Genomic DNA, 23,913 nt, shown 5'->3' on the forward strand with positions numbered 1-23,913 from the left:
TGTACAGGAGTAGGCATACGGTAAGCGTGTCCACTAGGCGCGGCGTTATGTACGCTTCGATTTTCTATAGCGTTCCAGCAACATTTCGCTGACGGACTAAAACTCGCTCATTCGCATCAAGCGATTATTCAATTTCGGCAGTTTCACGTCCAGGAAGGTTTCCGGATCCTCCAACACAAGGCCGCGGAGCTTGGACGCGCTGTTTTTTCCTTCGACCCGGTAAAGGAAGATGTTCTGTCCGTTCGCGGTTCGAATGTGGCGCCCGGCGCGGATCATTTTCTTTTGAACCGTGGTCCAGGGGCCGTCCTCTCCCGCATAAGCCTTGAATATGAGCGGGCTCACGAGGAATAGCCCTTCCGCGACCACATGCAGCTGCGCCTTCGAATTATTGACCGTCAGGTCTCCCTCCCGAATGCCGCGGGCGAGCCAGTCGAAAAACGCTTCCGGCTCTCCGTCGAGACGAATGTCGCCCTTGCGAATGCGGCCGCCATGATCGACGGAGCGTGCAATCTCACGCCCGTCGTCAATATCCGGATGGTGACTCTCCTCCTTTGTATGAGCGCCCGAGTTGTCTTCGCCCGCCTGCGGGGGCGCATCCTGGCGCGTAGACTTTGGCTCAACGGCTTCATCTGACGGCTGCGCGGGGTCGGGGTCGTCCGGGGACAATTGCGCGTTCGCTGGCTGCGCAGCGGCCGACTCGGAAGATCGCGGTTCCGTCGCTGCGGCCTCGACACTCTTCGGCTCGACCTCGCCCTCATACGGTTCGGGCCCCCGCGCCGGCGCAGGCCATAGGGCGCGGACCGGAAATTTCAGAAACGATAGCTCCTGATCGAAATTCCCATCCGGAGAGCGAACCCGCGCCCGCCAGATCGCGCGCCCGTCCGAATTCGGAATAATCACGCCTTGACCTTGCATGTCGTCCATGAACGTGTCGTTGCGCGGCGCGATGTTAGCGGCGCCCGTTTCGCGCAGCTTGGCGCGGATCCGGTCCATCCCGCGTTTCGAAACCAGCCACAAAGAATCATCGCTGATGAACCCGCCGGCCCCGGGACGGTTAATGGGAATCTCGCCAGTGTCGATTAGATCCCGGATGGTTTCGCGAACGACAACGGCGAGACTCTTACGGCGAGCGCCTGGCATCTGGACAGCATCGCCGCCAAGCGCGGACGCGGCGGACTGCTGGTCGGCGAGACCGATAATTTCGGAAAGCGCGCGCCCGGCAGTTGCATGATGCGACAGCGCACCGATCAAGACCGGCATCACTTGCGCGTCTTGGCCCACCCAGGCGATCGCCTCTTGCGGCAACAGTTGCGCTGCCAGAAAGGCCGCGACCGTCTCGTGGTCCTGATAAACTCGCGAGGTCCGAAACCGCATGAAATAATAACCCCCCGGCGTCATCGGCCCCGCCCAGGGATTCCATATTCCGATCTTGGACCCGTCTGCCGCGTACAGCTCGATCTCCTGATCCGTCGCCGGCTTGCCGGCGTCGTGCAGAAGGGCTGAAACAAACGCTGCATAGGTCCACCGATCCGCAGCCCGCGTCGCGACTTCGGGCGGCGCGCCCACGGGGAGCATGTATTGACGGCGTATCAACAGCGCGCGCCTTGCGACATCGAGTGAATGGTCGAGAAGGCCGCCCTGATGCGCATGATGATGCGCTTCCGACGCGGGGAGCTCTTGGGCGAACGCCGCCCAGCGCATAAGCGTGGCGCGATAGACGGTCTCAAAATGCCGATCCGTCGCGGAGACGAGCGCCTTGATCTGACGGATCGCAGCGGCGCGTTTCGGCGCGCTGAGAAGCACGTCGGGCGAACGGACCGGCAGCGCATACTCAACCGGCGCGGGACCGTGCGCGCCAGGCGAAGACGACGCCCTTTCAAATAGCCGAAACCAACCTGGTCCCAGTCGCAGAGCTTTAGCGCGAGCCAGCATCGGCGCAGTCTACCCGCGTCGCCGGCGCATGCAGAGCGCAAATTCTACCGAGCCTTTAAAGACATGCGCTGGCGGCGCTGTGTGGATTGGGTTCGCTAATGATAGCGGAAACACCAGCACCACGCGCGTGCTCAGCTCATCGCGCACTTTGCCGACGCGATCCGTTGCTGGGTGCTTCGGGGCGCACGACGCCTTCGTCTCAGGGCAAGGCGTTTCAAGCGACGCTCGCTTCGGCGTGCGTCATGAGTCGCCGAAACAAAACCGCAAACCGATGAAATTTTGAGCGGAGTAGGTGAAACAAGCTCGGCAACCGATGAAAATTTATGTCGGGTCGATGAAAACCAGCATTGGTTAACAAAGCGAATCCGCTATGCAATCATCTCAATCATTTATCCGTGTACGTTGTCGATCAGCGCTAAATCATGTTTGGTTTGAACAGACATAGAAATTGCCCAATTATTTGCATTGAAATCGCGTTTTCAACCTCGCGCGCGGTCGCAACCAGGAATGAACTCCGATGAACGCCGCGCTCGACTCTCCGTCGAACCGAGAAGCCGGCGATTATCGCAGGTTGGATATCGATCAGATCGAGCCCTATGACCGAAACCCCCGTCAGTTACCGAATCCAAAGACTCATGATCTCGAAGCATCGTTGCGAGCGTCCGGCGGCCTCGAGCGTGTTCTGGCGGTGACGCGCCGGCCCGGCGCCGGCGCTTACATGGTCCTCGAAGGCGGCAACACGACGCTTATCCTTTTGAAGAAGCTGCTTTCTGAAACGAACGATGAGCGCTTCCGCCATGTGACGGCCGACATTCGGCCCTGGCCCGGCGATCTCGACGTCATGGCGCGCCATTATCGCGAGAACAACACCCGCGGCGATCTCTCATTCGGCGAGCGCAGTCTCGAAATGCTCGCGCTCTACCGGCAATACTGCGAAGAAGCCGCGCCGACCGATAGCAGGCCGACCGTCGCAAAATTCTGCAGTTACCTCGCTAAGCGTTTCGGCATCCCCTGCGCGCCGTCCAATTTCTCGCTTTACAAGTTCACGGCGGAGCCGCTCGCCGAGGCGATGCCGTTTCTGGTGCGCCGAACCCGTTTCACCAAGGCCCAGGCGGTCGCGATCCGGGGACGCTACAACAAAATCAAGGCGGTATGGTGCGACAAGGACGCAGGGACGAAGGACGAATTCGACGAAGCGTTCTTCGGACTGCTCGCGCGCCAGGATAAAGCGCTTGAAAAGACCTTCGCGCGGGAAATTGCGGACGATCCCTCAAGCCTGCCGGATATCGCCTACAACGACGACGAGTTGATTTCCGGACTACAGAACGAGTTCGCGCGCTCGGAAGCGATCGACTGCAGCTATGCTCAAGCCGGCGTCTGGATCAGCGCCGCCCTGCACGGCGGCCCCAAAATCATTCCGCGGGATGCGCTTGAGGCGGACGGCGACGAACTTCCCCAGGCCGACATCAGCACTTCGCCGCAGACGCGGGCGACGCTACCCGACGTTCACACGTTTTCCAAGGATCAAACGTCTGAAACGAAAGATCCGCCGGGGAACGGCCATGACGCCATCGAGATTGCCCTGGCGCATTCCGTGCGGTCGGATTCGTTAGCGCCCCACCCCCTGAGTCCGCCGAAAGAGGGCGACGATCTGCCTGCTCTGCGCCGCAATGCCTACGGCTACGCCTCGCGGATCGCCATACGCAACGGGCTTCAGGATCTCGTGGTCGCCCTGCCGGACTCAGGGTTCGGCTACCTTCTCATCGAAGTCCATGACGATCTTATGCAGGCTGCCCGGACCGTCTCACCGAGCATTGTCGCCTGGTGGGCGCTCGCAGCGGGATGCGCATTGTCGATGACGCCCGAAGCCGTGCGGGATCGTGTGATGCCGGAGGACTCCTTCCTTCGCACCACGCTCGACCAGGGAAATATCGAGTTACTGGCCCAGGGATACCCTTTCCAGTCTTTCGACCAGTCAGGGCGGTTTTGGGACGCGCTGAAAGCAAAGGACTGGTCCGACTTCCTCGCGATTCAAAAGCTCTTCAAGGCAATGACCGTCGCCGTCCGCGGCCTTCACAATCTATGGAGCCTTTAACCCGTCAGCACCAGGAGCAACCGATGACCGCTATCCCTTCCGCCAGAGCCAAGGACAGCCATCTCGTCCAGGCCGCGATTCTCTACATCGTGAAAGCGTGCGCCGATCGCGACACGCAGGCCATCCGGCAGATCGGGATAACGGAAGATCAGATCGCAAGACTTACGAAATTGACGGCTCAGGACCTCCTCGCCAATGCCGATCTCGCCGGCGCGCCGGTCGCCGTGCAAATAGACGCCCCCGCCTTCGACGCCTGGCTGTCGGCCGTTGAAAACGCCAGGAAGACGGAGGAGCTCGTTATGCGCTGCGTTTCAGCGGAAGCCCCGTACAATATGATGGCGTATTTCTTTCACATCAGCACGCGCCAATATAAAAAGCTCTGCGATTTCGCCGGCAAGAAATGCCAGATGGGCCGCACCCCGCGCGCCAGGCCGGATGAGAACGTGGCGATCTATAATCACATTGCCGAGCACGAGGGCGACATCACGGCCGAGACCATTCTCGACATCGCCGAGCGCTGCCGCGCCGACGTCCGGGTGGTCTGGAAGGAGATGGAGCCGGTGCTGGCCTATGGCATCGACGCCTATCACGTCGCCTGACCGGCCCGAAATCGTTCGCATCCCGTCGCCGATCCCGCTCGCGCGGATGCGCGCCCGGCAGCCATAGTCTGCTCTTGACTATGTACATGGAGGCGATGTGTGACCGGCCCTAAACCAGAGAGCGCGGCGAACGCCAACAAGCCGGCCGGCGATGAACCCGGCGCCCTCGCCGGCGTCACCAGGATCACGCTGCATACGCGCCAGGCCCAGCGACTGTTCAAGGGCCGGCGCAAAGGCGAGTTCTACAAGAACGGCGAACCCAAGCCGCCGATCCCCGGCGTTTACGGTTTCGGCAACCTCGCCAAACAGCTGCAGACCGGCTCCATGGCGGGCGATCCTTATGCGGATTGGCATTTTGTGCGGATCGATACGGAGTTTGCGGAAATCGAAACGGACTATGACGCGCTCGAACGCAAGCTCGATGATCTCCTCGGCAACGCTACGGGCTTCGACGTCGCGCTGCATCTTTCGAAAAAGCCGGCGACCGAAGAAGTTTCGTTCTTTTCTCCCTACAGCTTCAAAGCCTGCCATATCGTGCTGCAGGCCGATCGCTTGATGACCAAGCTTCTTGGCGCCAACCACTATGCGCTCGTCAAACGCAGTTATACGGAGAAGACCCAGAACGAGATTTTCGCGCGCGTCCGGCGCCTGTTCGCGATCCCCGCAAAATACCGTTTCACGGGAACCACGCGCGCCGACTTCCTGCCGCAGCCGAATGCGCGGGCCCAGCGCGCCATCGAGGCGCATGGCGCGGTGCCCGAAGCGATCCTGTTGCGGTCCGTCGAACCGGCCTATGGCAACTGGCGCAGCGCCGACGGCGCATCTGAAAAGACAGAGGATGATCAGGGCGACGCCCAGGAAGACGCCGCCGACGCGAATGACCCTTCATCGGACGACGGCGCCGCCAGCATCGCCGCTGCGGAATAAGCCCCCAAAAGTTATCCCGGGATAAGTTTTTGCCGTCCCCACGGCGCAGCCTCCCCGGGCAAGTTATCCCGGGATAAGTTCTCGCCGACCAACAGCGCAGTCCGCCTGAAAAGTTATCCCGGGATAACTTCTCGAAGATGTGGCGCAATCGTCCGGCGGCCGAGACGGCGTCCGCGCCGCAGCCTGAACCGGCCGTGTGATGGCGCATTCTTCCTTTAAGGGTAAGGGGGCGGAGAAGGGGCCAAAGGATCGGCTTGGGTTCAGGCTCAGGATTTGTCCCAGCCGGATCATCTCCTCGGACTTTGGCAATCCCATTCCTCGATTACAGGCGCAACGTCGCGCCGGACATGTTATCCCGGGATAAGTTTTCGCCGGCGCCATGGCGCAGCCTCCGCGACCAAAAAGTTATCCCGGGATAACTTTTGCAAAAGCGGCCTCGGGCCTCGTTCGCCGCGCCGCGCTTGCGCAAAGGATAGCGAGGGAAAGGATCCGGAAGATGGCGCAGTTCCTGATTCAGTGTTTGTGTTTCGACATGGCTGCCGGCGATCCATCCGATCACTTCGACAAAATAGTCCGTCCCCCCACCTGCGCCGGCGTTGTCGCAACCTATTTGCTGGCTGGCGCTCGACGCCTCGCGCCAACGTCTTTGGCTTGCCGAACTCGGCGCCAGCGCGTCGGCGATGTCGCTGGCGCTGCACAGTCGTCTCTCCTAGCCTCACTGTCTGTGACCCAATCGTTTCAGTCAGGAGGATGACATGTCCGTGAAATTCGCCGCCGTCGGCAGGGTCGGCACCAACCCTGAGCAACTCACCATCGGAACCGGCGAGGACGCCAGCCCCCTTGTCCGTTTCCGCGTTTATTTCGATGGCTCCGTCAAATCCGAAGACGGATATGAAGACAAATACGGGTTCTGGCGCGATATCGAAATCTGGCGCGAAGGCCTCGGCAAACGCGTCGCCCAGCACATTCGCAAAGGCATGCTGATCGCCGTTCAAGGGACGGAAATCTGCAAAAAGCGCGAAAAAGACGGCGAAGAATATGAAAACTACGCCATTCGCGCCGATGCCGTCAGCCTGGAGCTCGTGGGCGTTAAATCCATCGAGATGGCGCCGAAAGCCTCGGACGCCGAGGACGACAGTGCGCGCGACGCCGCCTGATCCGGGGACAAGCCGCCGTTTTTTGGAGCCTTCATGGATTCCAGAACCGGCCCAACCTCATCGGCGCGATCGTTCGAACATCGCGCCGCTCCGCTTCAGGAGACGGGATATGTTCGGATTATTGCGGCGGGCGTTCACTGTCACGCCCGAAAGACGCGCCGAACGCCGCGAGGAGCGACACGCCGCGCTGCAGGAGCATCGCGAAGCCCAGGCGGCCGAGCGCCGGGAAGCCGAGTTCTGCGCATACTGCCGCGGCTCGCGCACGTGTCATTTCTGCGGAGGCGTACGGAACAATTCACCGCATGAACTTGGAGCCGATTGCCGCCATTGTCGTGACGGCCGCTGCGCTTATTGCAGTTAAATACAGCACAGAGATTATCATTCATTGTCTTGCATGAGTCGCCGCCATAGAAAAACAAATCTCCTTTAAATGAAGCTTGACGATGCGCGTGATGTCGTCGATATTTATCTTCGTGTTTGGAGCCTCGCGGCCCGGCGCCATCGACGCAGTCGATGTTTTAAAGACCTGGTGCGAACGGTGAAACAGGTCCGCGGCTCTTCAGCCGTCCGTTCATTTTGACCCAGCGGGTGCGTCGCGCCCGCAAGGGACACGCACCCCCTCTTTTCCAACCATAGAAAAGGACACGTGTCCCATGACTTTGACGAAGTTCAAATCGAACAATCAGGCATCCGCAAACTCCCCATCATCCGATAACGACGAGCGGGGATATTTCGACCTGTATATCCGAGGCATCGGATATCTGAATCGCCTGCGCACGGTTGAACCCAAGCGCGCGCGCAAGGGCGACGCCTACCTCGCGGTGCAGATCGCCGCCATGGAAGGCGACAAGAACAATCCGGACTATCGGTATTTCGACGCCATCGTGGTCGGCGAGACGGCGAAACAGCTGGCTAAAGAGCTGGAGGCCGGAATCAACGACAAGGACGTGAAAGTTCTTGTCGGCTTTACCTGCGGCGGCGTGCGGCCCGAAATCTATCAGCCGAAAAAGGGCGCCGCCGCCGGCGAAAACCGCGTTTCCCTGAAAACGCGGTTGCTCAGGCTCTCCTGGGTGAAAGTCAAAGAGTCCGATAGCGGCGATTATGAAACCGTCTATCAGGCGGAGACGACTGCGGAAGAAGAGACAAGCGCGGACGAAAATCGCGACGCGGCCTAAATTCTCTCTTCCTGTTTGAACCCTATCGCGCCCTGGACTTTTCAAAGTTCAGGGCGCTTTTCATTGGAGAGCATCTTATGACGACACGCAACACAGTGCTCGTAGAGGGCACGCTTTTTGTGAAGTCCATCCATGGGCAGTTCGGCCGGTTCAACGTGGGCAAGCTCGTCTGCCCGTTCGGCGAATTCTGCATCAAGGACAAAATCATCGATCAGTATGAGGAAGGCGCCTATGAGGGCGCCTTCGAGCTTGGCAACGTCTTCCAGGCCGAACGGCGCGTCGCCGGCGGCGGTTACATCATTGAACTGCGCGCCCGTCTCGACGCAATGACGCTGTTCGATGAGGCTTCGCTCCCGGATGACGCGCCTGTGGGCGTCTCAGAGACAGACCCCATCGAAGAAGACGAAGACGTTTCCGGCGCAGAAGCCATCGGCGACGACAAGCCGAAAAGCCTTCTGAAGCGGAAAGTCGCCAGCCAGCCGGCGGAGAAGCCCGCTGCGGGCGAAACGGATGCGCGAGACGCATCGGGTTTGAGCCGCGCCGACCTCTTCGGACCGTTATGGCCGCTTGGCGAGACCGTCAAGCTGGACGCGACCGTTGATCGCGCCGTATTCCGGCGCCAGCGGGACGTCCTCAAGCAACTCGGCTATCGATTCCAGTCGAAAGATCAAATCTGGCGATTGATTGCCGAATGATCGCGACGCAGCAAGGTTCGCGGGGGCGACCCCGCGGCCTTCGACAAGAACCCGGGAACGCCATTGCCGGATCCTTTTCGAAGGCGGGACGACATGGACCCGGCCTTCTCAACCGCAAAGGCTTGCCCGCCGGCCTTATCGGCGCGGCCCCTTAGTTGGATTCACCCCAGCACCCGTGTACTCGGTCTTCGATCCCCTGAGATATGACCGTGAGGATGGATGTCGCGAGACTCGCGAGGGATTTGCGACGCGTTCTCCTGGGGCGCACTCCACCGGCCTGCTCCGCCTGCTGACGTTTGAGGCGGCGCGGATTCTTTCAAGCGCTCGGGGTTTTCCCGCTTCAACCCAACCGGCTCGCCGTCCGGGCGAGCCTTCTCCAGCGGCGTCGCTCACTTTCATTTAACGCCGCTGCAGAAGGCGTCGCGAGGGGGCTCTTCGCCCGCGCGCCTTGTTTCCGCGCATAACCCCAAGAAGGAGCTGTGACCCATGACTATCATCTATATATGGCCCGACCGTCGAACAGTGACGGAAGCCGCCTTGCCCGATGCGCCGAATATGCGGCGCAATTTCCTGCGCGTTCTTCTCCACGCGCGGCGAGTCATGCCGTTCTGCAAATTGGAGAACGGCGACGTCGTCGTCATTGACGAGAAGGCGCACGCAATCGCCGAGCACTATGTCCTGCTGCCTGGCGTCTCTTTGCCGGTTCCCGGCCGTATGGCCGTCATCGGACAGAATGAACGCGGCCTGCCGCTATCCTGCGTCACGCCCTTGGACGCGATCGCAGGCCGCGTCTCCTATCTCGATCGCGCCGCCTATTATATGGCGCTGATGCGCGGCGATTATCGCACGGTCGCACCGCCGCTCTCTGTACGGAGGGTCTGTGAGGTCATCCCGTTTCCTGCGCGCGATCGCTCTACGGCTGAGCCGGCGAAAAGCGACAGGACCAAAAGATTGGCGGCGAAGTAGCTTCGCTTGTCATCGCCGGCGCCGCCGGCGGCCAAAGGACCTGGCTCGAACGGGGCGGGAGGTCCGCAAGGCGCGAAGCCTTGTCCGTTCATGTCCAACCCGGATGGGATTTCGCGAAAACCCCCGGACGGGACAGTCGCATCTCCCATTCGCCAACCAAGGAGATGCAGCAATGTTCGACGAACTCGATCCGTCGGTAGAGACGGAGGCCGCCTATCCGTTGGCGGCGTTTCTTGACGATTTCGGCGACAGCCTCCTCGAGGCCGTCTCAGACCAGCACCCGCCGATTTATGAAGCCCCCTGCCCCAGGCGCGCGAACGTTTTGGAAAACCTTGCGCGTTCACCCTACCCGGAGCAGGCCGATTGCGTTCAGGCGCTGCTCGCGCTTTTGCAGGATCAGGGCGAAAAGGCCGCAATCCTCAACGCCGACATGGGAACCGGAAAGACGATCATGGGGATATCCGCCGCGGCGGCGCTCCATGAAGAGGGCGTTAGGCGCACGCTTGTCCTGAGCCCGCCGCACCTCGTCTACAAATGGCGCCGCGAAATCCTGATGACCGTCCCGAACGCTGAAGTGTGGGTGCTCAACGGCCCCGACACGCTGGTGAAGCTTTTCAAATTGCAGGAAACGATCCGTTCCGGCGTAAGGCCTGCGGTTCCGGCCTTCTACATTCTCGGCCGCGTCCGCATGCGGATGGGCTTTCATTGGCGCCACGCCGTCGCGCCCGTCCGCCGGCATTTGAAAGTCGCGATTCCGCAAGAAAACGCGAAACCCAAAACCAAATGGGTCACGCAAACCTACGCCGGCTGCTCGGGGTGCGGCACGATCGTCCGGGAGCAAATGCCCGACGGCGAACGCGTTCCTGTGAAGTTCGACGACTATAACGCGGCTTCGCGACGGTTTTGCGTGCATTGCGGCGACCCCTTGTGGACGCTGCAGCACCGCGACAAAGAGGCCGCCGATCCGCGCGCCAGCGTGGTCGCGGCGTTGAAGAAGCTGCCGACAATCGGCGAGAAGACTGCCGATAAGCTCGTGAGCATATTCGGGCACGAACAGCTCGCGGCGCTCCTCGCCGACAATGTCTATGAGTTCATCAACCTGATGGACGACGACGGCGAGCTTGTGTTCTCGGACCGCCAGGCGGCGCGTCTTGAACGCGCCTTCGGGCGGATGGAGTTCTCCTTCGGCCAGGGCTCTTATCAACCGAGCGAGTTCATCAAGCGCTTCCTGCCCAAAGGCACCTTCGGGCTGTGTCTCGTGGACGAAGGCCACGAATACAAGGCCGAAGGCTCGGCCCAGGCCGAGGCCATGACGGTGCTCGCGCTCATATCGACCAAGGTCATTCTGCTCACCGGCACGCTTATGGGCGGTTATGCGGACGACCTTTTCTACCTTCTGTTCCGGCTGCTCCCGCAACGGATGATCGAGGACGGCTTCACGTACAACGCCCGCAACACGCTCGGAACGGCGGCGACGCAGTTCATGCGCGAGCATGGCATCCTGAAAGAGGTCATCCGCGAACATGAGAGCGCGTCGTTCAAGACCTCGCGGGCCAAAAGCCGCTCTTCTACCGTCAAGCGGGCGCCCGGATTCGGCCCCAAGGGCGTCACCCGTTTCGTTCTGCCCTTTACGGTCTTCCTGAAGCTCACCGATATCGGCGGCGACATTTTGCCGCCCTATCGCGAGCACTATGTCGAAGTGCCGATGGCGGCGCACCAGGAGGCGTCCTACCGACGTCTCGCCGACAGCCTGACGACGGAGCTTCGCGCCGCGCTCGCACGCGGCGACAACACGCTCTTAGGGCTTGTCCTGAGCGTCCTGTTGCGGCGCCCCGATACGGGGTTTCGGGCGGAGGAGGTCATCCATCCCCGCTCGCGCATGCGGATCGACTTCGCGGCGCCGGATTTTTCCGCGGACGAACTCTCGCCCAAGGAAGAAAAGCTGGTGCAGCTCTGCAAACAGGAAAAGGCGAAAGGCCGGCGGTCTCTTGTCTACACAATCTACACCGGCAAGCACGATCTCGGACCCCGGCTGAAACGCATCCTGCAGGACGCTGGGCTGAAAGTCGCGGTGCTGCGGTCGTCCGTGCCGACCGAGGAGCGTGAAGACTGGATCGCCGACCAGGTAGAGCGCGGGATCGACGTCCTCATCGCCAATCCCGAGCTCGTCAAGACAGGGCTTGATTTGCTGGAATTCCCGACACTCGTCTTTATGCAGACGGGATATTCTGTCTTCACGCTCATGCAAGCCTCGCGCCGGTCCTGGCGGATCGGCCAGAAAGAGCCGGTGGATGTTTATTTCCTCGGCTATGCGAATACGGCGCAGACGGAATGCCTCAGCCTCATGGCCGAGAAAATCTCCGTCGCGCAGTCGACGAGCGGCTCGATGCCGGAGACGGGCCTTGACGTCCTGAACCAGTCGACCGATTCCGTTGAAATCGCGCTCGCCAAGAAACTGGCGGCGTAGCAAAAGCCCCCTGGCCTTTGGTCAGGGGGCTTTTGTATTTCATCGATCTCAAACGTAATGCTGACCGCAGTTTGAATGGAGGGCGCAATAAGCGTTTCGGCGCACTATAAGTCGATCCTGTCCTCAATTCCCTTGACGGCGCGGAATTCGCGAACGAACGGTTCCGGATCGATCGCCGTCAGGACGCCTTTGGTATAGGCGCGCGCCGGCATTTTCTTTGCGTTTCGCCATTTATCAAATCCGCGCAGCGCCCGTGAGAAAAGTTCGGCCTGGTAAGCGGCGCCGCGGCCGGGCTCTTTAAGTTCGGTGATCAGGGCCAAGTGGAGCACGCTTTCCGCCGGGTCCATCATGCCGTCGACCTTGTTTCCACGTTTGGCCGCAATGCGCTCGATAAATTCTTTCGCGTCAGGATCGACTGCGAGCGCAATGATCGCCATGGCGAGTATACCCGAATAGAATGTCCGAGACGAACAGCCGAGCTTGTCCAGAAAAACGAGTTCTCCTTTGATGAGGCCGACCGCTTCGCGAAGATTGATCGGCGCGGCCGTAGGATGATTATCGTCTTCGAAGACCGAGCCGCGAAAGGCGAGATAGATAGCACTGCCGATTGCGCCGCGCGCAAGACGATGGCTCGTCATTTTCATGTCGAACGCATCATAAGCGCCTTTAACGGCGTCGGCGCTTCTTTCAACCCGTTGTGACGCCTGATAGGCTGCGGCGATCGTTTCGGCTTGCGCCAGACTCATCAATTGATGGACGGTGACATAAAGCTCGTCGGGCGCCTTCGACAACCCTTCCCGCCAGGCGCGGGCGCGTTTTGCGCCATCCAGAATATATGCCTCGCCGCCAACAATCCCTACAGCTGCAAACGCCGTTTGCCGGCGGAGTTTTCCGCGCCGGGTCGCCATATCGGACCAAAACGCGCGATCCGCCTTCTTTAACTTCCCCTGCGCCGCGTTCAGGAATGAACAGGCAAGGAACACTTTCGGCGACACAGTGACAATGTCGCCGTCATCTGCATGGATGAGCGGCGCGAGATCGCTCGCGTCGACACGGGGATGTGTTGCTATTGCGACCGTTCTGGCGTGACCGCGCGTCATATGCCTCATTCGAATCGCCGGTCGGGCGGCGATCGTTGAGGTCAGTTTGCCACATCTTCACTTTGAGTCAAGTTTTGCGTTTACGAACGCATAATATCGTGGCATGCTCTCATCGCTGATCGAAATTGGGGAACCTCCGGTTTGAGCGATTTTCACAATTTCCTCGAGCTTTGGCGGGAGCTTTTCCGCGTGGAGCGCAAGGTTGCGGCCAGCGAAATGGGCGTGTCACCGGCGCAATATGGGCGCATCGAGTCCGGCCAAACGCCGCTCTCCGCCGAGCGCCTTCGGGCTCTGGGCCGCGTGTCAAATTCGTCCCTCAATACGCTGTTGCTGGCGTTCATGTTGATGGACGACAATGTCGAGCGCATTGAAAGCGACGATCCTGGCGATCAACTCATTTTGTGGCTGCATCAACGCCTCGCGGCGGAAGCGCGCCGGAACGAAACTCACAGCACAGCGCGCCACTTTCTTGGCTATCCCCAATCGCTCAAGAACATCATCAGTGAACTTAATCTTCCTGACGGCGAGTATTCAGCTGATGAGCCGGCTACCGCTCCGCACCGTCGCGCCGCGGCTTCCTTATGAGTCGCGGCATGAAGGATCAATCGAAGGATCTGGTCGCAGACGTTCTGATCGCGGTCGACGAAGCACCGATGGCCGCAGCGATCGCCGAGCAATTGCGCTCGCGTCCGGGCGTTCGCATGATCAGCGCAGCGTCGGACGACGATTTACTCCATCGCCTTGAATCGGAGCGATACGACGCGCTCCTGATATCCGAACAGTTTCATGGTCTTATCTATCAGGGGCTTATCAGCCTCATCCGCTCGGGCGACTTATGCGCGCCGAATCTGCCCATTGTTCTTGTTGCAGACCTCGCAATCGACGGCCTCGAGGAGGTCGCGCAGCGATATTTCGTCAAGGGATTAAAACGGTCCGATCTCGGCGCAGCGCCGCAGGCGATTGAAGCCGCGATCAACGACCGCCCGCGGCCGCTCCTGCTTCTCATCGATGACAATGATCAATATTTGTCGCTGCTCGCGGAGCATCTTGAGCAGTCGTTCCGTGTCGTGACCACAAGCAGCCCCGAAACGGCAGGCTCGATTTTCACCTCCGAGAAACCGGACATCGTCGTATCTGACTACAGCATGCCTTTTCGCGACGGCGAGGGCGTCGCCCGCGAATTGAGGGCGATTAACCCCGAGACGCCGATCGTGATTCTCACGGCCCACGATACGCCGCGCAATCATATTGCACTGACAAAGGCGGGCATCACGCGGTTCCTGTCGAAGAACATGCCGCTTTCGACACTCGAGCGCGAACTGCGCGACCTCGTCCTCGAATACGCGATCGCCCGTGCTTCGAAAGCCGCCGCCAACGAAGCGAGCGCGACAGGACGGCTCGTGCGCGCGATTAACGCCGCGCGCCGTGATCTCGGCGTCGGCCGCGCGGCGTTCGCGGCGGAGCGGTTGAAAGGCGCGCTCGTCCGCAATGCTGCGCCGCCGACAGACGACGATCTGACCATCGATGATGAATGACCATGCTTTGGAGGGAGAAGTCGAATGCGATTAGTTATGTGCAGCGTCGTTATGAGTTGTTTTGCACTTATGGCGGGCGCTGAGGCGCAGGAAGGCCGTGCTCCATCCAGCGACCTCGACGCGTTTTTCGGTCCGAAGACGGAACTCGCCACCGGATACGATCGGCCGGAACGCCTCGCGCCCGGCGTCGTCGAGACGATTACCCGCGACGAGATCGAGGCGCTCGGGGCGATCAGCTTCGATGAAATCATGCAGCGCGCGGCCGGGGTCGTCGTGCAAAAGAACCGCGTCAATGATCCGGTCTTTACCTTCCGGGGCGTCTACAACGAACTGAACCCGCAAGTCCTCATCATGATTGATGGGTCGCCGATCTCCGATCCCGTCGCCGGCGGCCGCCCGATCGCCTGGAACATGTTGACCCCGGCGATCGAGCGGGTGGAAATCATTCGCGGGCCGGGCTCCTCGGTTTTCGGCGCGGATGCCTATACCGGGGTCGTCAATATCATCACCAAAGGCGCCGTGCGCGAACAGTTGTCGGAACTCGGAGTTTTCGGCGGCAATTTCGGCACGATAGGTGGCTATGCGCTCAAGACTTTCGACGTCGGTGGCGCACGCGCCGCCCTGACCTTGCAGGGACGACGAACAGGGGGCGATCCCGATCAGATTGGCCTTGCTGACGCACAAAGCCTCGCGGATACGATCTTTGGAACGACGGCGTCCGGCGCGCCCGGGCGATTGCGCACCGACCGCTCTGAAATCGCCGCCCGCCTCAATTTAAAGCCGAACGATTCGCTGACCATTTTCGCTTCCTATGACGGTTTTTTCAATACGGGCTCGGCCTACGCCAGCACGTTTCACGTCGACGACTTCCATGAATTCAACAACCATCTCGTTTCCGGAGGATTCGGATTTCGCACGCGCGCCGGCGAAACGCGGCTCGACGTCAATGGTCGCGTCCTGTGGAATAATCTTTCGGCGAGAACTCTGGTCGCGCCCGCCGGTGCGCTGTCCCCTGCAACCTTTGCGCTCATCCCGTTCGATCTGCGCAACCAGTTCGATTACGAGTCGATCGATGCGCGGCTCGAGGCCGCCGCGGTTCGCGATGTCGGCGCGCACACGATCCGCTTCGGCGCCGGCGGCGTCCATCAGCGCGGCTACGATATCCTCGACCGGCGCAACTTCGTTATCTCGCCTTCAGGCCTTATACCCGCGGCATCGCCCGACATTGTCGACGTTCTGTCGCTCGGCCAGCTTCCCAACAGTTCCGGCTCCAAACGAACCATCGGGTTTGTTTCGGTCCAGGACGAATGGCGGCTGTCGCCCGAGCTGACGCTGACGGCGGGTTTGCGTTTCGATCACTACTCTGTGTTTGGCGGCACGCTCAATCCGCGCGCCTCCCTCGTCTGGGCCCCGTCGCTGGCGACGACCGTAAAGCTTCTCTACGGCGCGGCGTTCCGGGCGCCCACATTCCTCGAGTATCGCACCAATCCCGGCGCGCTCATCGCCGGCAATCCGGATCTCGAGCCCGAGACCATCGACACCTATGAGGTCGAGATCTCGCATCGCTTCGCCGACGAATTCTCAGCATCGGTGAGCGGGTTTTATTTCAAGTCCGAGGATGCGATCGCGGTCATCAATACGCCGACCGTGCCGACCTTCGACAACACTACCGGTTTCGAAGGGAAAGGCGTCGAGGCGACTTTCAGCATTTCGCCTCTTGCAAGCCTCAGTCTCAAAGGCCACTACGCTTACCAGCGCGTGACGATGCGCGATACGGGTATGCGCTACGCCGATGCGCCGGCCCATTCCGCTTTCGCCGACCTTGAGTTCAAGCCTTCCGAGGGGTTCCGGGCGAATCTGATCGCATCCTATGTGGGCGAGCGCGCCAGAGCGTTCGGCGACCCGCGCCCGCCGCTTGACGACTACATCCGGACCGACTTGCGTTTAGCCTGGCGTCCGCCGCAGCTTCAGGGACTGGAGGCGAACCTCGCCATCAAGAATATCTTCGACGTAGAATACGCTGATCCGACGACGTCTTATCTTCTAGCGCCCGGCGATTTTCCGAGAGAAGGACGTTCCATCATCGGCAGCCTGTCGAAGTCATTTTAGGATCGAAGGACATACGCATGCGCTGGCCGCTGCTGGGAGACATTCCGGAACTTTTCGCGGACGTCACCGGGACATTCGCGCGCCTTTTCGCGCGCTACGGACCCCGGGCGCCGTTTTTTATGGGTCCACAAAAAGGCCTTCTTCTTTCGGACGCGGAAGACGCAAAAACCTTGCTGATGGCGCCGGAAACGAAGGTCCGCAAATCCCGCTATACGAAAATGATGGGAATTGTCTTCGGTGAAAGCGTCCTCATCGCCGAAGGCGAGGTCTGGGCCCGGCAGCGCGCCTATCTCAACGCTCTCCTGGCTCCGAAGTCGATCGTCCGTCACATCCCGGTCATCGCCGATGAAACAAGGGGCCTGTGCGCGCGCATCGGCGCCGCGCCGGCGGATCATTGTTTCGAGGCCGGCAAGGAAGCGCGCCTCCTCATCCAGCGGATCATGGGCCGCATCCTCTTCGGCGATCTCTTTCCCCGCGACCGGCTCGACGCGCTGATGGCCGATCTGCAGACGGTCAACGATTGTCTCTTCGGCGCGTTCATCCGCAACAGCGTCCTGCGTGGGCCCCTGCAATCCATTCCGACGCCCGGAAGCCGGCGACTAAAAAGGGCGGTAGCGTCAATCGGCCGGTTCATCGACGAACTTCTTGATCGCGACCTCGAAGACACTGATCAAAGTCTCGCTGCCGCGATCATTCGGGCAGTCCCACAATCCGAAACTCGCCAGCAGGAAATCAAGGACCAGATCACGGTCCTATTCTACGCGGGTCAGGATACGACCGCCCGCGCGCTCGCCTGGACTATATACTTTTTGTGCGAAAACCCCGCCTTGACCGAACGCATACGCACCGAGGCGCGCCTCGCGGGATTATTCGATCGCGACGACGTCGATCTTAAAGCATTGAAAACGACATTGAATGTTGTGCGCGAGTCCCTTCGCCTTCGTCCCGTCGCCTACGCGATCGATCGCGAGTTCGCGGCTGACGATGTGCTGGAGGGGCTTGATGCGCCAACCGGAACGATCGCGCCGATCGCGGTCAGCAATGTCCATCGCAACCCGGCTTACTGGAGCGCGCCTGACACATTCGATCCCGACCGGTTCAAGTCCGAAAACGCCGGCGGCCGCCACCCCTGCGCTTTCATCCCGTTTGGACACGGAAGACGGAAATGCGTCGGCGCGTCGCTCGCCGAGCTTGAACTGACGCTGATCGTCGCCGAGCTTTGCGCGCACTTCGACATGAAACGCGCCGATGACGCGCCGATCCGCGCCAAGGCGGCGGTGACCCTGGCGCCGGATCCGGACATCCGCGTCAAATTTTCGCGCGCCGCCTAGCGAGCATCGCGGTCGATATCGTCAATTCCCGATGCGCTTTCAGAAGCTTCCTCAACGGAGGCGAATTCAATCGGCAGGCGAATGGATATTTTTGAGCCCGCCCCGCTTCGGCTTTCCACGTCGATCTTGCCGCTCAGCTTGTCCACGTAGCCCTTGACGATCGAAAGCCCGAGACCCAATCCGTCCGAAACGCGCCTTGACGACATGTCCGCCTGATAAAGCGGCTCGAAAATGAGCGCCTTTTTATCCTCGGGAATCCCTATCCCCGTATCAGCGCAGATAATGTCGAGCATATCGCCGTCACTATGTGCGCTTAATTTTATGGCGCCGTTGCTTGTGAACTTGCACGCATTCGAGACAAGGTTCGACAAGATCGTTTCCAGCATGCGAAAATCCGTGACGATCGATTCTTCGACCTCGCAACGAACGTTAAATTTGTTGCCGCGGCGGCTCGCCTCCTCCGAATAGAGGCTCTGAAGGCGCTCCATTACGTCTTCGATCTTCCCTTCGCTCGGCCGAACATCGATCCTTCCCTCCTCGATGCGCATGGCGATATTCACTTGCTCGACGATCTCTTCGATGCGTCTGATGGGCGCGCGCATCTGCTGCAGCCGCTTCGACAATGTTTCCCTGGTCCGTCCGGGCTCGAGAAAGCGCAATTCGGCGAGCGCCCGGTCAAGCTCGCCGATCAGGATCCGAAGCGGCGTTAAGAGTTCGTGCGTGTTGACCGCCATCAGGTCCGTTCGCCATTCCTTCACGCGTTCGGCGAAAGCGCGCGCGGCTTCCGCCTCTTCCCGCGCCTCACGCTCTTCCCTCGTCTTGTCGGCGACCATTTGTTGCAGTTGATCCGCCGTTTGCGCGGCCCGGCCGATCAGGTGATTGATGGCTTCCGCGATATTTTCGACCTCCGGGGGCCCTGAAAACTCCAGCTTCTCGCGATAGCCGCGATCGGCTGTCTGCCGTGTTCGATCGGCAAGCTGGAGCATGGGTCCGTATAATCGGTCGCTGAGCCAGTTCGTCGCCCAGTATATGTGCGCCAATAGCACGATCGCCGCGACCACGACGATCAACGCGGTCTGGCGGAACAGCGAAGATATGAGATCCTTGCTGCCGACCACCCCCAAATATCCGAGCAGCTCCCGAGGGGCCGCGCATTCGTCGATTCCGTCTCCCAATACGCCGCATGCGCTGTCGTCGACAGCGAAGACGGGTTCGAAGAAGATCCAGTAATCCGCATACTCCTCAACAAAAGGCGCCGCCGACGATTGAGGAGAGCGCGGGATTTCCTCGATCCTCTCGCGCCAGTCTTCAGTCGATATGGCGAGAATTTCGAAATCCGTCGTGGCGAGAAACGCGGTCTCGATGCTGGGGCTTCCGCGCGCCGCTTCCAGAAAATCGCGCCGGTTCGATTCAAGGCTCCCAATGAAAACAAAGGCGGCGTTTCTGGCGTATCCGGCCGTCGCTGCGGCGAGATTTTCCTTAAGCACCGTCGCGCCGCGGTCGGCGATGATGTACAGGACAGCGCTCGCGAACACCGCCACGAAAAGGCACTGCAGGGCAAAGCTGACGAAAAGGGCCTTCGTCCGGAACGATAAACGCGATATCGACAAGCGCTTAATCATCGGCGACGAGCGCTCCCATCCTGTCCCGGACGGCCTGGCTGACATCGACGCCCACGCGGCGGGCGACGCGGACATTCATGACGAAGGAAATCCTGGACGTCGTTTCAAATCGCCGCTTGCCGGTCGCCAGGATTTTGTCGAGCAGTCTTGAGATTTGTGCGCCGTGCGCGTGAAAATCCGGCTCGCCGCCAAGAAAGGCGCCTTCATTCACCCACGCCCTGCGGTTCGTGAAAACGGGAAACCGCCCGTTATACGCCTGTTGAAAGAGATGCCCCGCCGTGTCGCCGGTAAGGAGTCCCGATCCGCCCAGCACCCATATGATGTCAGTCGCCGGATTGCCGTAGCGCAATACTCCGCTGAAGTGATCGGTTGCCTCGCTGAGGCTGCCGGCGGCCGCCGGGAGCACGGAATACGCGCGCATCGCGCTCGCCCGGCGCAGACGCTCGATGATCCAGTCGTCGCGGCCGTCAACGTAAAGCGCATGGATGCGATTATGACGCGGAAGCAGCGCGGCCAGTTCCGGCAGCACGTCTTCCGGATCAAAATCGAGGGACACCCCGCCATCGGCGATCTCATCGACCGGCGATATATATTGAAGCCCCGTCACCGCAGGCTTTCGGATCCGAACGCCTTTGACGATGTCTTTCGCTTCCGTCCCCAGGAGGATCCAGCCGGAAACGGGGCCATCGAACCATCCCTCGATCTCGGCCGCCGTAATGCCAGGCCGCAATCGCTTGAGATCGAATTCCCAAGAGGGCGCCGCCGCGGCAAGACCTGAAAGGGTGGCGTCGAGGATCGGCGCAAAGCGGTCCGAATGCGCGTAAATCACGCCGATGCGACGCCGCGCCGACGGAGCGGACTGCCCAGGAGCCGGGCTCGCTGCGAAGGCCATCGCCGCGGCGCCAAGCAGCGATCGGCGGCTGATCAGGCCGCTCCTCGTCCCTTTACCCTCAATCCCGCGCCGCTTCGCCATTCGCCGCCCCGGGCGCAATAGCCCGGCTTCCCAGTTTTGCGTTTAGCATCGCACAAATTGGCGGGGAATTCACGAGGGACCCTGCTTCAAAATCCGCAGAATGCCAGCCGCTTGCGGCAGCCTAAAGCCCCTGACTGGTGTAATCTAGCAATCGCCGATCTCCGTCCTTTATGCGCCGCCGCGTGAAGAAAGCCAGGCGGTCGAGGAGTATAAGGCCTTCGAGCGAACTATGGCCGGAAATTGTGATGAGGCCGATTAGGCGGCGCGGTTTGCTGGTCCTTTGTGACGAACGCGCCGGCGTTTGATTCTCAAAAGCCCGGTCGGCTGTGCCGTGTTCGAGATTGCAGGATTTTGCGGGTTTTGGGTTCGAAAGCTTGCTTATCGCGAGCCCTTTTTGGCGATTATTTCGACGTGAGGGAGCGATGGGCTGGGACCGAAGGAACCAGTCGACGACAACGCGGAAGGCCTGTTTCGCCATCACCTTGAGAACATCATCAATCACGTGCAGATTGTACACTGTCGTTCGATCATGAATAAAAACAAAATCAGAGTTCACTTCCGTCTTCGCTTCGCTCGCGAACGATTTTAGGGTTGAAGAGTGCTCAAGCCGTCAACGGATCAAAAAGAATAGTAGCGAAAGGTCAGCTGATGAACACCAAAATCTCCCCGCGCGCGGCACGAATGCGGGAGCGCATATTGGCTGCCGCTTTGACCGAATTCGCCGCGAAAGGATATGAGGGCGCAACCATCCGCAGCATCGCCGCCGCAAGCGGAGCCAAACACCCGATCATCGACTATCATTTTGGCAATAAGGAAGGACTCTGGAATGCGGTCGCAGAACGCTGCGTTGGCGAGCTCGCAAAGCGAATTGAAGGTATTTCGAAAACGGTCGAGAGCCGCACGATTCTCAAGGAAATCGTCAAAACCTTCTTCGAATATGATATGGAGAACAAGGCGTTCCACCGCTTCATGATCCAGGCAAGCGCGCGCATGGGGCCGCAAGGCCGAAGAGCCATCAAGAAGCATGTCGTCCCCATCATCGAACTACAGTCGAAGTGCATCAAAGACTGTCAAATCCGCGGGCAGCTTCCGAAAGGCGATCCTGTCTTGTTTTCTTATATGCTGATCGGCGTATCGGCTGTTCTTTCGAGCTTGGCTTCAGAAATTGAATTTGTTACAAAAAGAAAAGTCGATTCGCCGAAGACCAGACAGGAATACTGGCGGATAGTCGAGGGCGTTTTCTTCGACGATTGAGGGCTGTCAGTAACAATCCGGGAAAGAGACTTAGCCAAAGCCTGAGGGGCGGTCCTGTCAGACGCCAGCTTTCTCGATGACGTCGCGTGCAACTTTTTGTCCTTCGAGCGCAGCGGGAATGCCGCAATATCCCGCCACGTGGATGAAAACCTCCTTGATTTCCTCTTTGGTCAGTCCGTTGCGCAGGGCAACGCGTACGTGAAGCTCCAGTTCGGGCAGCCGGCCCATGCAGGTCAACATTCCGAGATTGAGCAGACTGCGCTGTTTGCGTGTAAGGCCGTCGCGCCCCCAAATACGCCCCCATCCGCATTCAGTGATATATTCCTGAAAATCCCTGTCGAAATCGCTAGCCTCATCGAGCGCCTTGCGGACGTAGTCCTCGCCCAGCAATTCTTCCCGGATTTTTCGTCCCTTATTGAAGATGTGGTTGTCCATGCGTTCGCCTCCAATCAGCGATGCGCCGAGATGCCGCCGGGCGGCGTGCCTTCCTTGATCATTCGCCGGATGCGGGCAGGCATTTCGTCGTCGATCCGTTTCGGCCAGCGGCGTTCTAACGGATCACTCACGTTTACGACGAGCCGGCCAATCTTTTCGATTTCGACAGTCACAGTCTCGCCATCCTGTATCGGACCGATGCCTTGGTGATTGGTTCCCGTGAAGACGAGGTCGCCCGGAAGCAACGGCGTCACTGAACTGATAAAGGCGATGCATTCCCGGATTCCATGTCCCATATCGCTGGTTGAGAAATCGTGCCGGGGCTGACCGTCGACCCACAACCGAACACGCAGATTCTGCGGGTCGTCGATTTCGTCGGCTGTGACGATCCAGGGGCCGATCGGCGCAAATGTATCGTGAGACTTATTGAAGAGTGACTGCTGCAAAACTGGAAACCGCCCCGACACATCAATGCCGACCGTGTAACCGAACACATAGTCGAGCGCATCGGCCGGGGCGACATTCCTGCATTTGCGCCCGATGACCAAGACAAGTTCGGGCTCATGATGGAACACCCGGGCATCCGCGGGAGGCAGCGCGACCGTGCCGCCGGGGCCAAGGATCGCTTGAGGCGACTTAAAAAACGACCATATCGGCAAGGGCGGTCCGTCAGTCCCTTCAAGGTAATTGGCGCCCATCGCGACGATCTTGCCGGGTTTAGGAACCGGTGCGAGAAGGCGCGCCTCCGACAAGGGCCTGCCCTCTCCGTTTTGCTCAAGTTCCCTCAAAGGCGCGGAGAGCGCATCGAAGTCTTCGATGACGGCTTCAATGAGTTCTTGGCTTGTCCTTTCTGCATCGGGCGCCACCGCCGCCGACGCGTCGATCACGACATCGTCGCGAATAATCCCAAGTCCTTGAGCTTCTATAAGCGCTAGTTTCATACCACCTTCTTCTGTATCGCCTTGATCCTACCTTGCGCCCTGTCAGGCGCGCGCCATACGCTGGCGCATTTCAGCTTCGCGCTTTTCCGCCGGCATATAACCGGGCGTTTCTTTCACCCTTTTCGCTGTAATCGCTATGATTTCATCGTCAGATTTATCGAGGTCGAGGTCAAAGCGGCAAGGCTGTGGCACATGCCATGGTGATTTCGCATAGACCTCAATCACGTTCTCTTCCGGGTCCTTGAAATATATTGACCACGCATTGCCATGATCCATTCTGTCGAGTGTTTCTATTCCTTCCGAGTCGAGACGGTGAAGAATCTCTTTCAGTCCGCTGAGCGACCTGACCCGGAACGAAATCTGGTTGATGGCGCCAGGACGCGCGGCTTCTGGTCTCCCGCTCGCCAGAACGAGTTGATGATGCACTTCCGGATCGGAACTCATGAAAACAATCTCGGCATTGATGCGCGACATCATTCCCCGATCTGTTACCCGCAAACCCATGATCCGCGAATAAAAATCCACCATCGTTTTCAGGTCATAGACATTGAGTCCGAGATGCTCGAGCATTGGCTTTTCTTTTCCTGACTCAATCATACG

At 59.8% G+C, this 23,913-nt stretch carries 21 protein-coding genes; 13 read left to right on the forward strand and 8 right to left on the reverse strand.

What is annotated here, in order from left to right:
* Positions 1-96: 96 nt before the first annotated feature.
* A complete protein-coding gene (gene mobH, locus CW354_RS20350; protein ID WP_104831936.1) occupies positions 97-1,932 on the reverse strand; it encodes a MobH family relaxase in 1,836 nt (611 codons plus the stop codon).
* 517 nt (positions 1,933-2,449) lie between these two features.
* Between mobH and CW354_RS23590 the strand changes: the two genes are divergently transcribed.
* From CW354_RS23590 to CW354_RS20390, 8 genes are all read left to right on the forward strand, one after another.
* On the forward strand, positions 2,450-4,027 hold the full coding sequence (locus CW354_RS23590) for a hypothetical protein (protein ID WP_165793871.1): 1,578 nt from the start codon (positions 2,450-2,452) through the stop codon (positions 4,025-4,027).
* Between the two features lie 23 nt (positions 4,028-4,050).
* Positions 4,051-4,626, forward strand: coding sequence for an STY4526/YPO1902 family pathogenicity island replication protein (locus CW354_RS20355; RefSeq protein WP_165793872.1), 576 nt, complete (start codon positions 4,051-4,053; stop codon positions 4,624-4,626).
* A gap of 99 nt (positions 4,627-4,725) precedes the next feature.
* Positions 4,726-5,553 (forward strand): PFL_4669 family integrating conjugative element protein, encoded by an 828-nt coding sequence (locus CW354_RS20360; RefSeq protein ID WP_104831937.1) that lies wholly within the window; start codon positions 4,726-4,728, stop codon positions 5,551-5,553.
* A 755-nt stretch (positions 5,554-6,308) separates the two neighbouring features.
* A complete protein-coding gene (locus tag CW354_RS20370) occupies positions 6,309-6,710 on the forward strand; it encodes a single-stranded DNA-binding protein (RefSeq protein WP_104831939.1) in 402 nt (133 codons plus the stop codon).
* 653 nt (positions 6,711-7,363) lie between these two features.
* Positions 7,364-7,885, forward strand: coding sequence for a DUF3577 domain-containing protein (locus tag CW354_RS20375; protein ID WP_104831940.1), 522 nt, complete (start codon positions 7,364-7,366; stop codon positions 7,883-7,885).
* 77 nt (positions 7,886-7,962) lie between these two features.
* A complete protein-coding gene (locus CW354_RS20380; RefSeq protein WP_104831941.1) occupies positions 7,963-8,580 on the forward strand; it encodes a DUF3275 family protein in 618 nt (205 codons plus the stop codon).
* A gap of 486 nt (positions 8,581-9,066) precedes the next feature.
* The gene (locus CW354_RS20385; protein ID WP_104831942.1) at positions 9,067-9,546 is read left to right on the forward strand and encodes a hypothetical protein; all 480 of its coding nucleotides are present in this window, start codon (positions 9,067-9,069) and stop codon (positions 9,544-9,546) included.
* Between the two features lie 172 nt (positions 9,547-9,718).
* Positions 9,719-12,013 carry an SNF2-related protein gene (locus CW354_RS20390; RefSeq protein ID WP_104831943.1) on the forward strand — a complete coding sequence of 765 codons (2,295 nt, stop codon included), beginning with the start codon at positions 9,719-9,721 and terminating at the stop codon, positions 12,011-12,013.
* Positions 12,014-12,117: 104 nt separating this feature from the next.
* Here the strand turns inward: CW354_RS20390 and CW354_RS20395 are convergent, their stop codons facing one another.
* On the reverse strand, positions 12,118-13,122 hold the full coding sequence (locus tag CW354_RS20395; protein WP_133162399.1) for a hypothetical protein: 1,005 nt from the start codon (positions 13,120-13,122) through the stop codon (positions 12,118-12,120).
* 180 nt (positions 13,123-13,302) lie between these two features.
* Between CW354_RS20395 and CW354_RS20400 the strand changes: the two genes are divergently transcribed.
* Genes CW354_RS20400 through CW354_RS20415 form a run of 4 tightly spaced genes read left to right on the forward strand, consistent with a single transcriptional unit; the run spans position 13,303 to position 18,088 of the window.
* On the forward strand, positions 13,303-13,698 hold the full coding sequence (locus tag CW354_RS20400; protein WP_165793873.1) for a helix-turn-helix domain-containing protein: 396 nt from the start codon (positions 13,303-13,305) through the stop codon (positions 13,696-13,698).
* An 8-nt stretch (positions 13,699-13,706) separates the two neighbouring features.
* The gene (locus CW354_RS20405; RefSeq protein ID WP_165793874.1) at positions 13,707-14,648 is read left to right on the forward strand and encodes a response regulator; all 942 of its coding nucleotides are present in this window, start codon (positions 13,707-13,709) and stop codon (positions 14,646-14,648) included.
* Between the two features lie 24 nt (positions 14,649-14,672).
* Positions 14,673-16,757, forward strand: a complete 2,085-nt coding sequence (locus CW354_RS20410) for a TonB-dependent receptor plug domain-containing protein (protein WP_104831947.1) — start codon at positions 14,673-14,675, stop codon at positions 16,755-16,757.
* Between the two features lie 17 nt (positions 16,758-16,774).
* The gene (locus tag CW354_RS20415) at positions 16,775-18,088 is read left to right on the forward strand and encodes a cytochrome P450 (protein ID WP_104831948.1); all 1,314 of its coding nucleotides are present in this window, start codon (positions 16,775-16,777) and stop codon (positions 18,086-18,088) included.
* Here CW354_RS20415 and CW354_RS20420 read toward each other — a convergent pair.
* From CW354_RS20420 to CW354_RS20430, 3 genes are all read right to left on the reverse strand, one after another.
* Complete coding sequence (locus CW354_RS20420) at positions 18,085-19,629, reverse strand: sensor histidine kinase (protein ID WP_165793875.1); 1,545 nt, start codon at positions 19,627-19,629, stop codon at positions 18,085-18,087. The two genes, CW354_RS20415 and CW354_RS20420, sit on opposite strands and share 4 nt — an antisense overlap.
* 73 nt (positions 19,630-19,702) lie before the next feature.
* On the reverse strand, positions 19,703-20,539 hold the full coding sequence (locus CW354_RS20425; RefSeq protein ID WP_133162400.1) for a type 1 periplasmic-binding domain-containing protein: 837 nt from the start codon (positions 20,537-20,539) through the stop codon (positions 19,703-19,705).
* A 265-nt stretch (positions 20,540-20,804) separates the two neighbouring features.
* Positions 20,805-21,239, reverse strand: a complete 435-nt coding sequence (locus CW354_RS20430) for a hypothetical protein (protein WP_133162401.1) — start codon at positions 21,237-21,239, stop codon at positions 20,805-20,807.
* A 92-nt stretch (positions 21,240-21,331) separates the two neighbouring features.
* Between CW354_RS20430 and CW354_RS20435 the strand changes: the two genes are divergently transcribed.
* Complete coding sequence (locus CW354_RS20435; RefSeq protein WP_104831952.1) at positions 21,332-21,937, forward strand: TetR/AcrR family transcriptional regulator; 606 nt, start codon at positions 21,332-21,334, stop codon at positions 21,935-21,937.
* Between the two features lie 57 nt (positions 21,938-21,994).
* On the opposite strand, the gene CW354_RS20440 is transcribed toward CW354_RS20435, so the two are convergent.
* The 3 genes from CW354_RS20440 to CW354_RS20450 all read right to left on the reverse strand — a co-directional run bounded on the left by CW354_RS20440 (position 21,995) and on the right by CW354_RS20450 (position 23,883).
* On the reverse strand, positions 21,995-22,372 hold the full coding sequence (locus CW354_RS20440) for a carboxymuconolactone decarboxylase family protein (protein ID WP_104831953.1): 378 nt from the start codon (positions 22,370-22,372) through the stop codon (positions 21,995-21,997).
* Positions 22,373-22,386: 14 nt separating this feature from the next.
* Entirely contained in the window at positions 22,387-23,259 is an 873-nt protein-coding gene (locus tag CW354_RS20445; protein ID WP_165793876.1) for a fumarylacetoacetate hydrolase family protein, read from the reverse strand.
* Positions 23,260-23,355: 96 nt separating this feature from the next.
* On the reverse strand, positions 23,356-23,883 hold the full coding sequence (locus CW354_RS20450; RefSeq protein WP_165793877.1) for a VOC family protein: 528 nt from the start codon (positions 23,881-23,883) through the stop codon (positions 23,356-23,358).
* Between the last annotated feature and the right edge of the window lie 30 nt (positions 23,884-23,913).

Source organism: Hyphococcus luteus (assembly GCF_002943565.1).
GTDB lineage: Bacteria > Pseudomonadota > Alphaproteobacteria > Caulobacterales > Parvularculaceae > Hyphococcus > Hyphococcus luteus.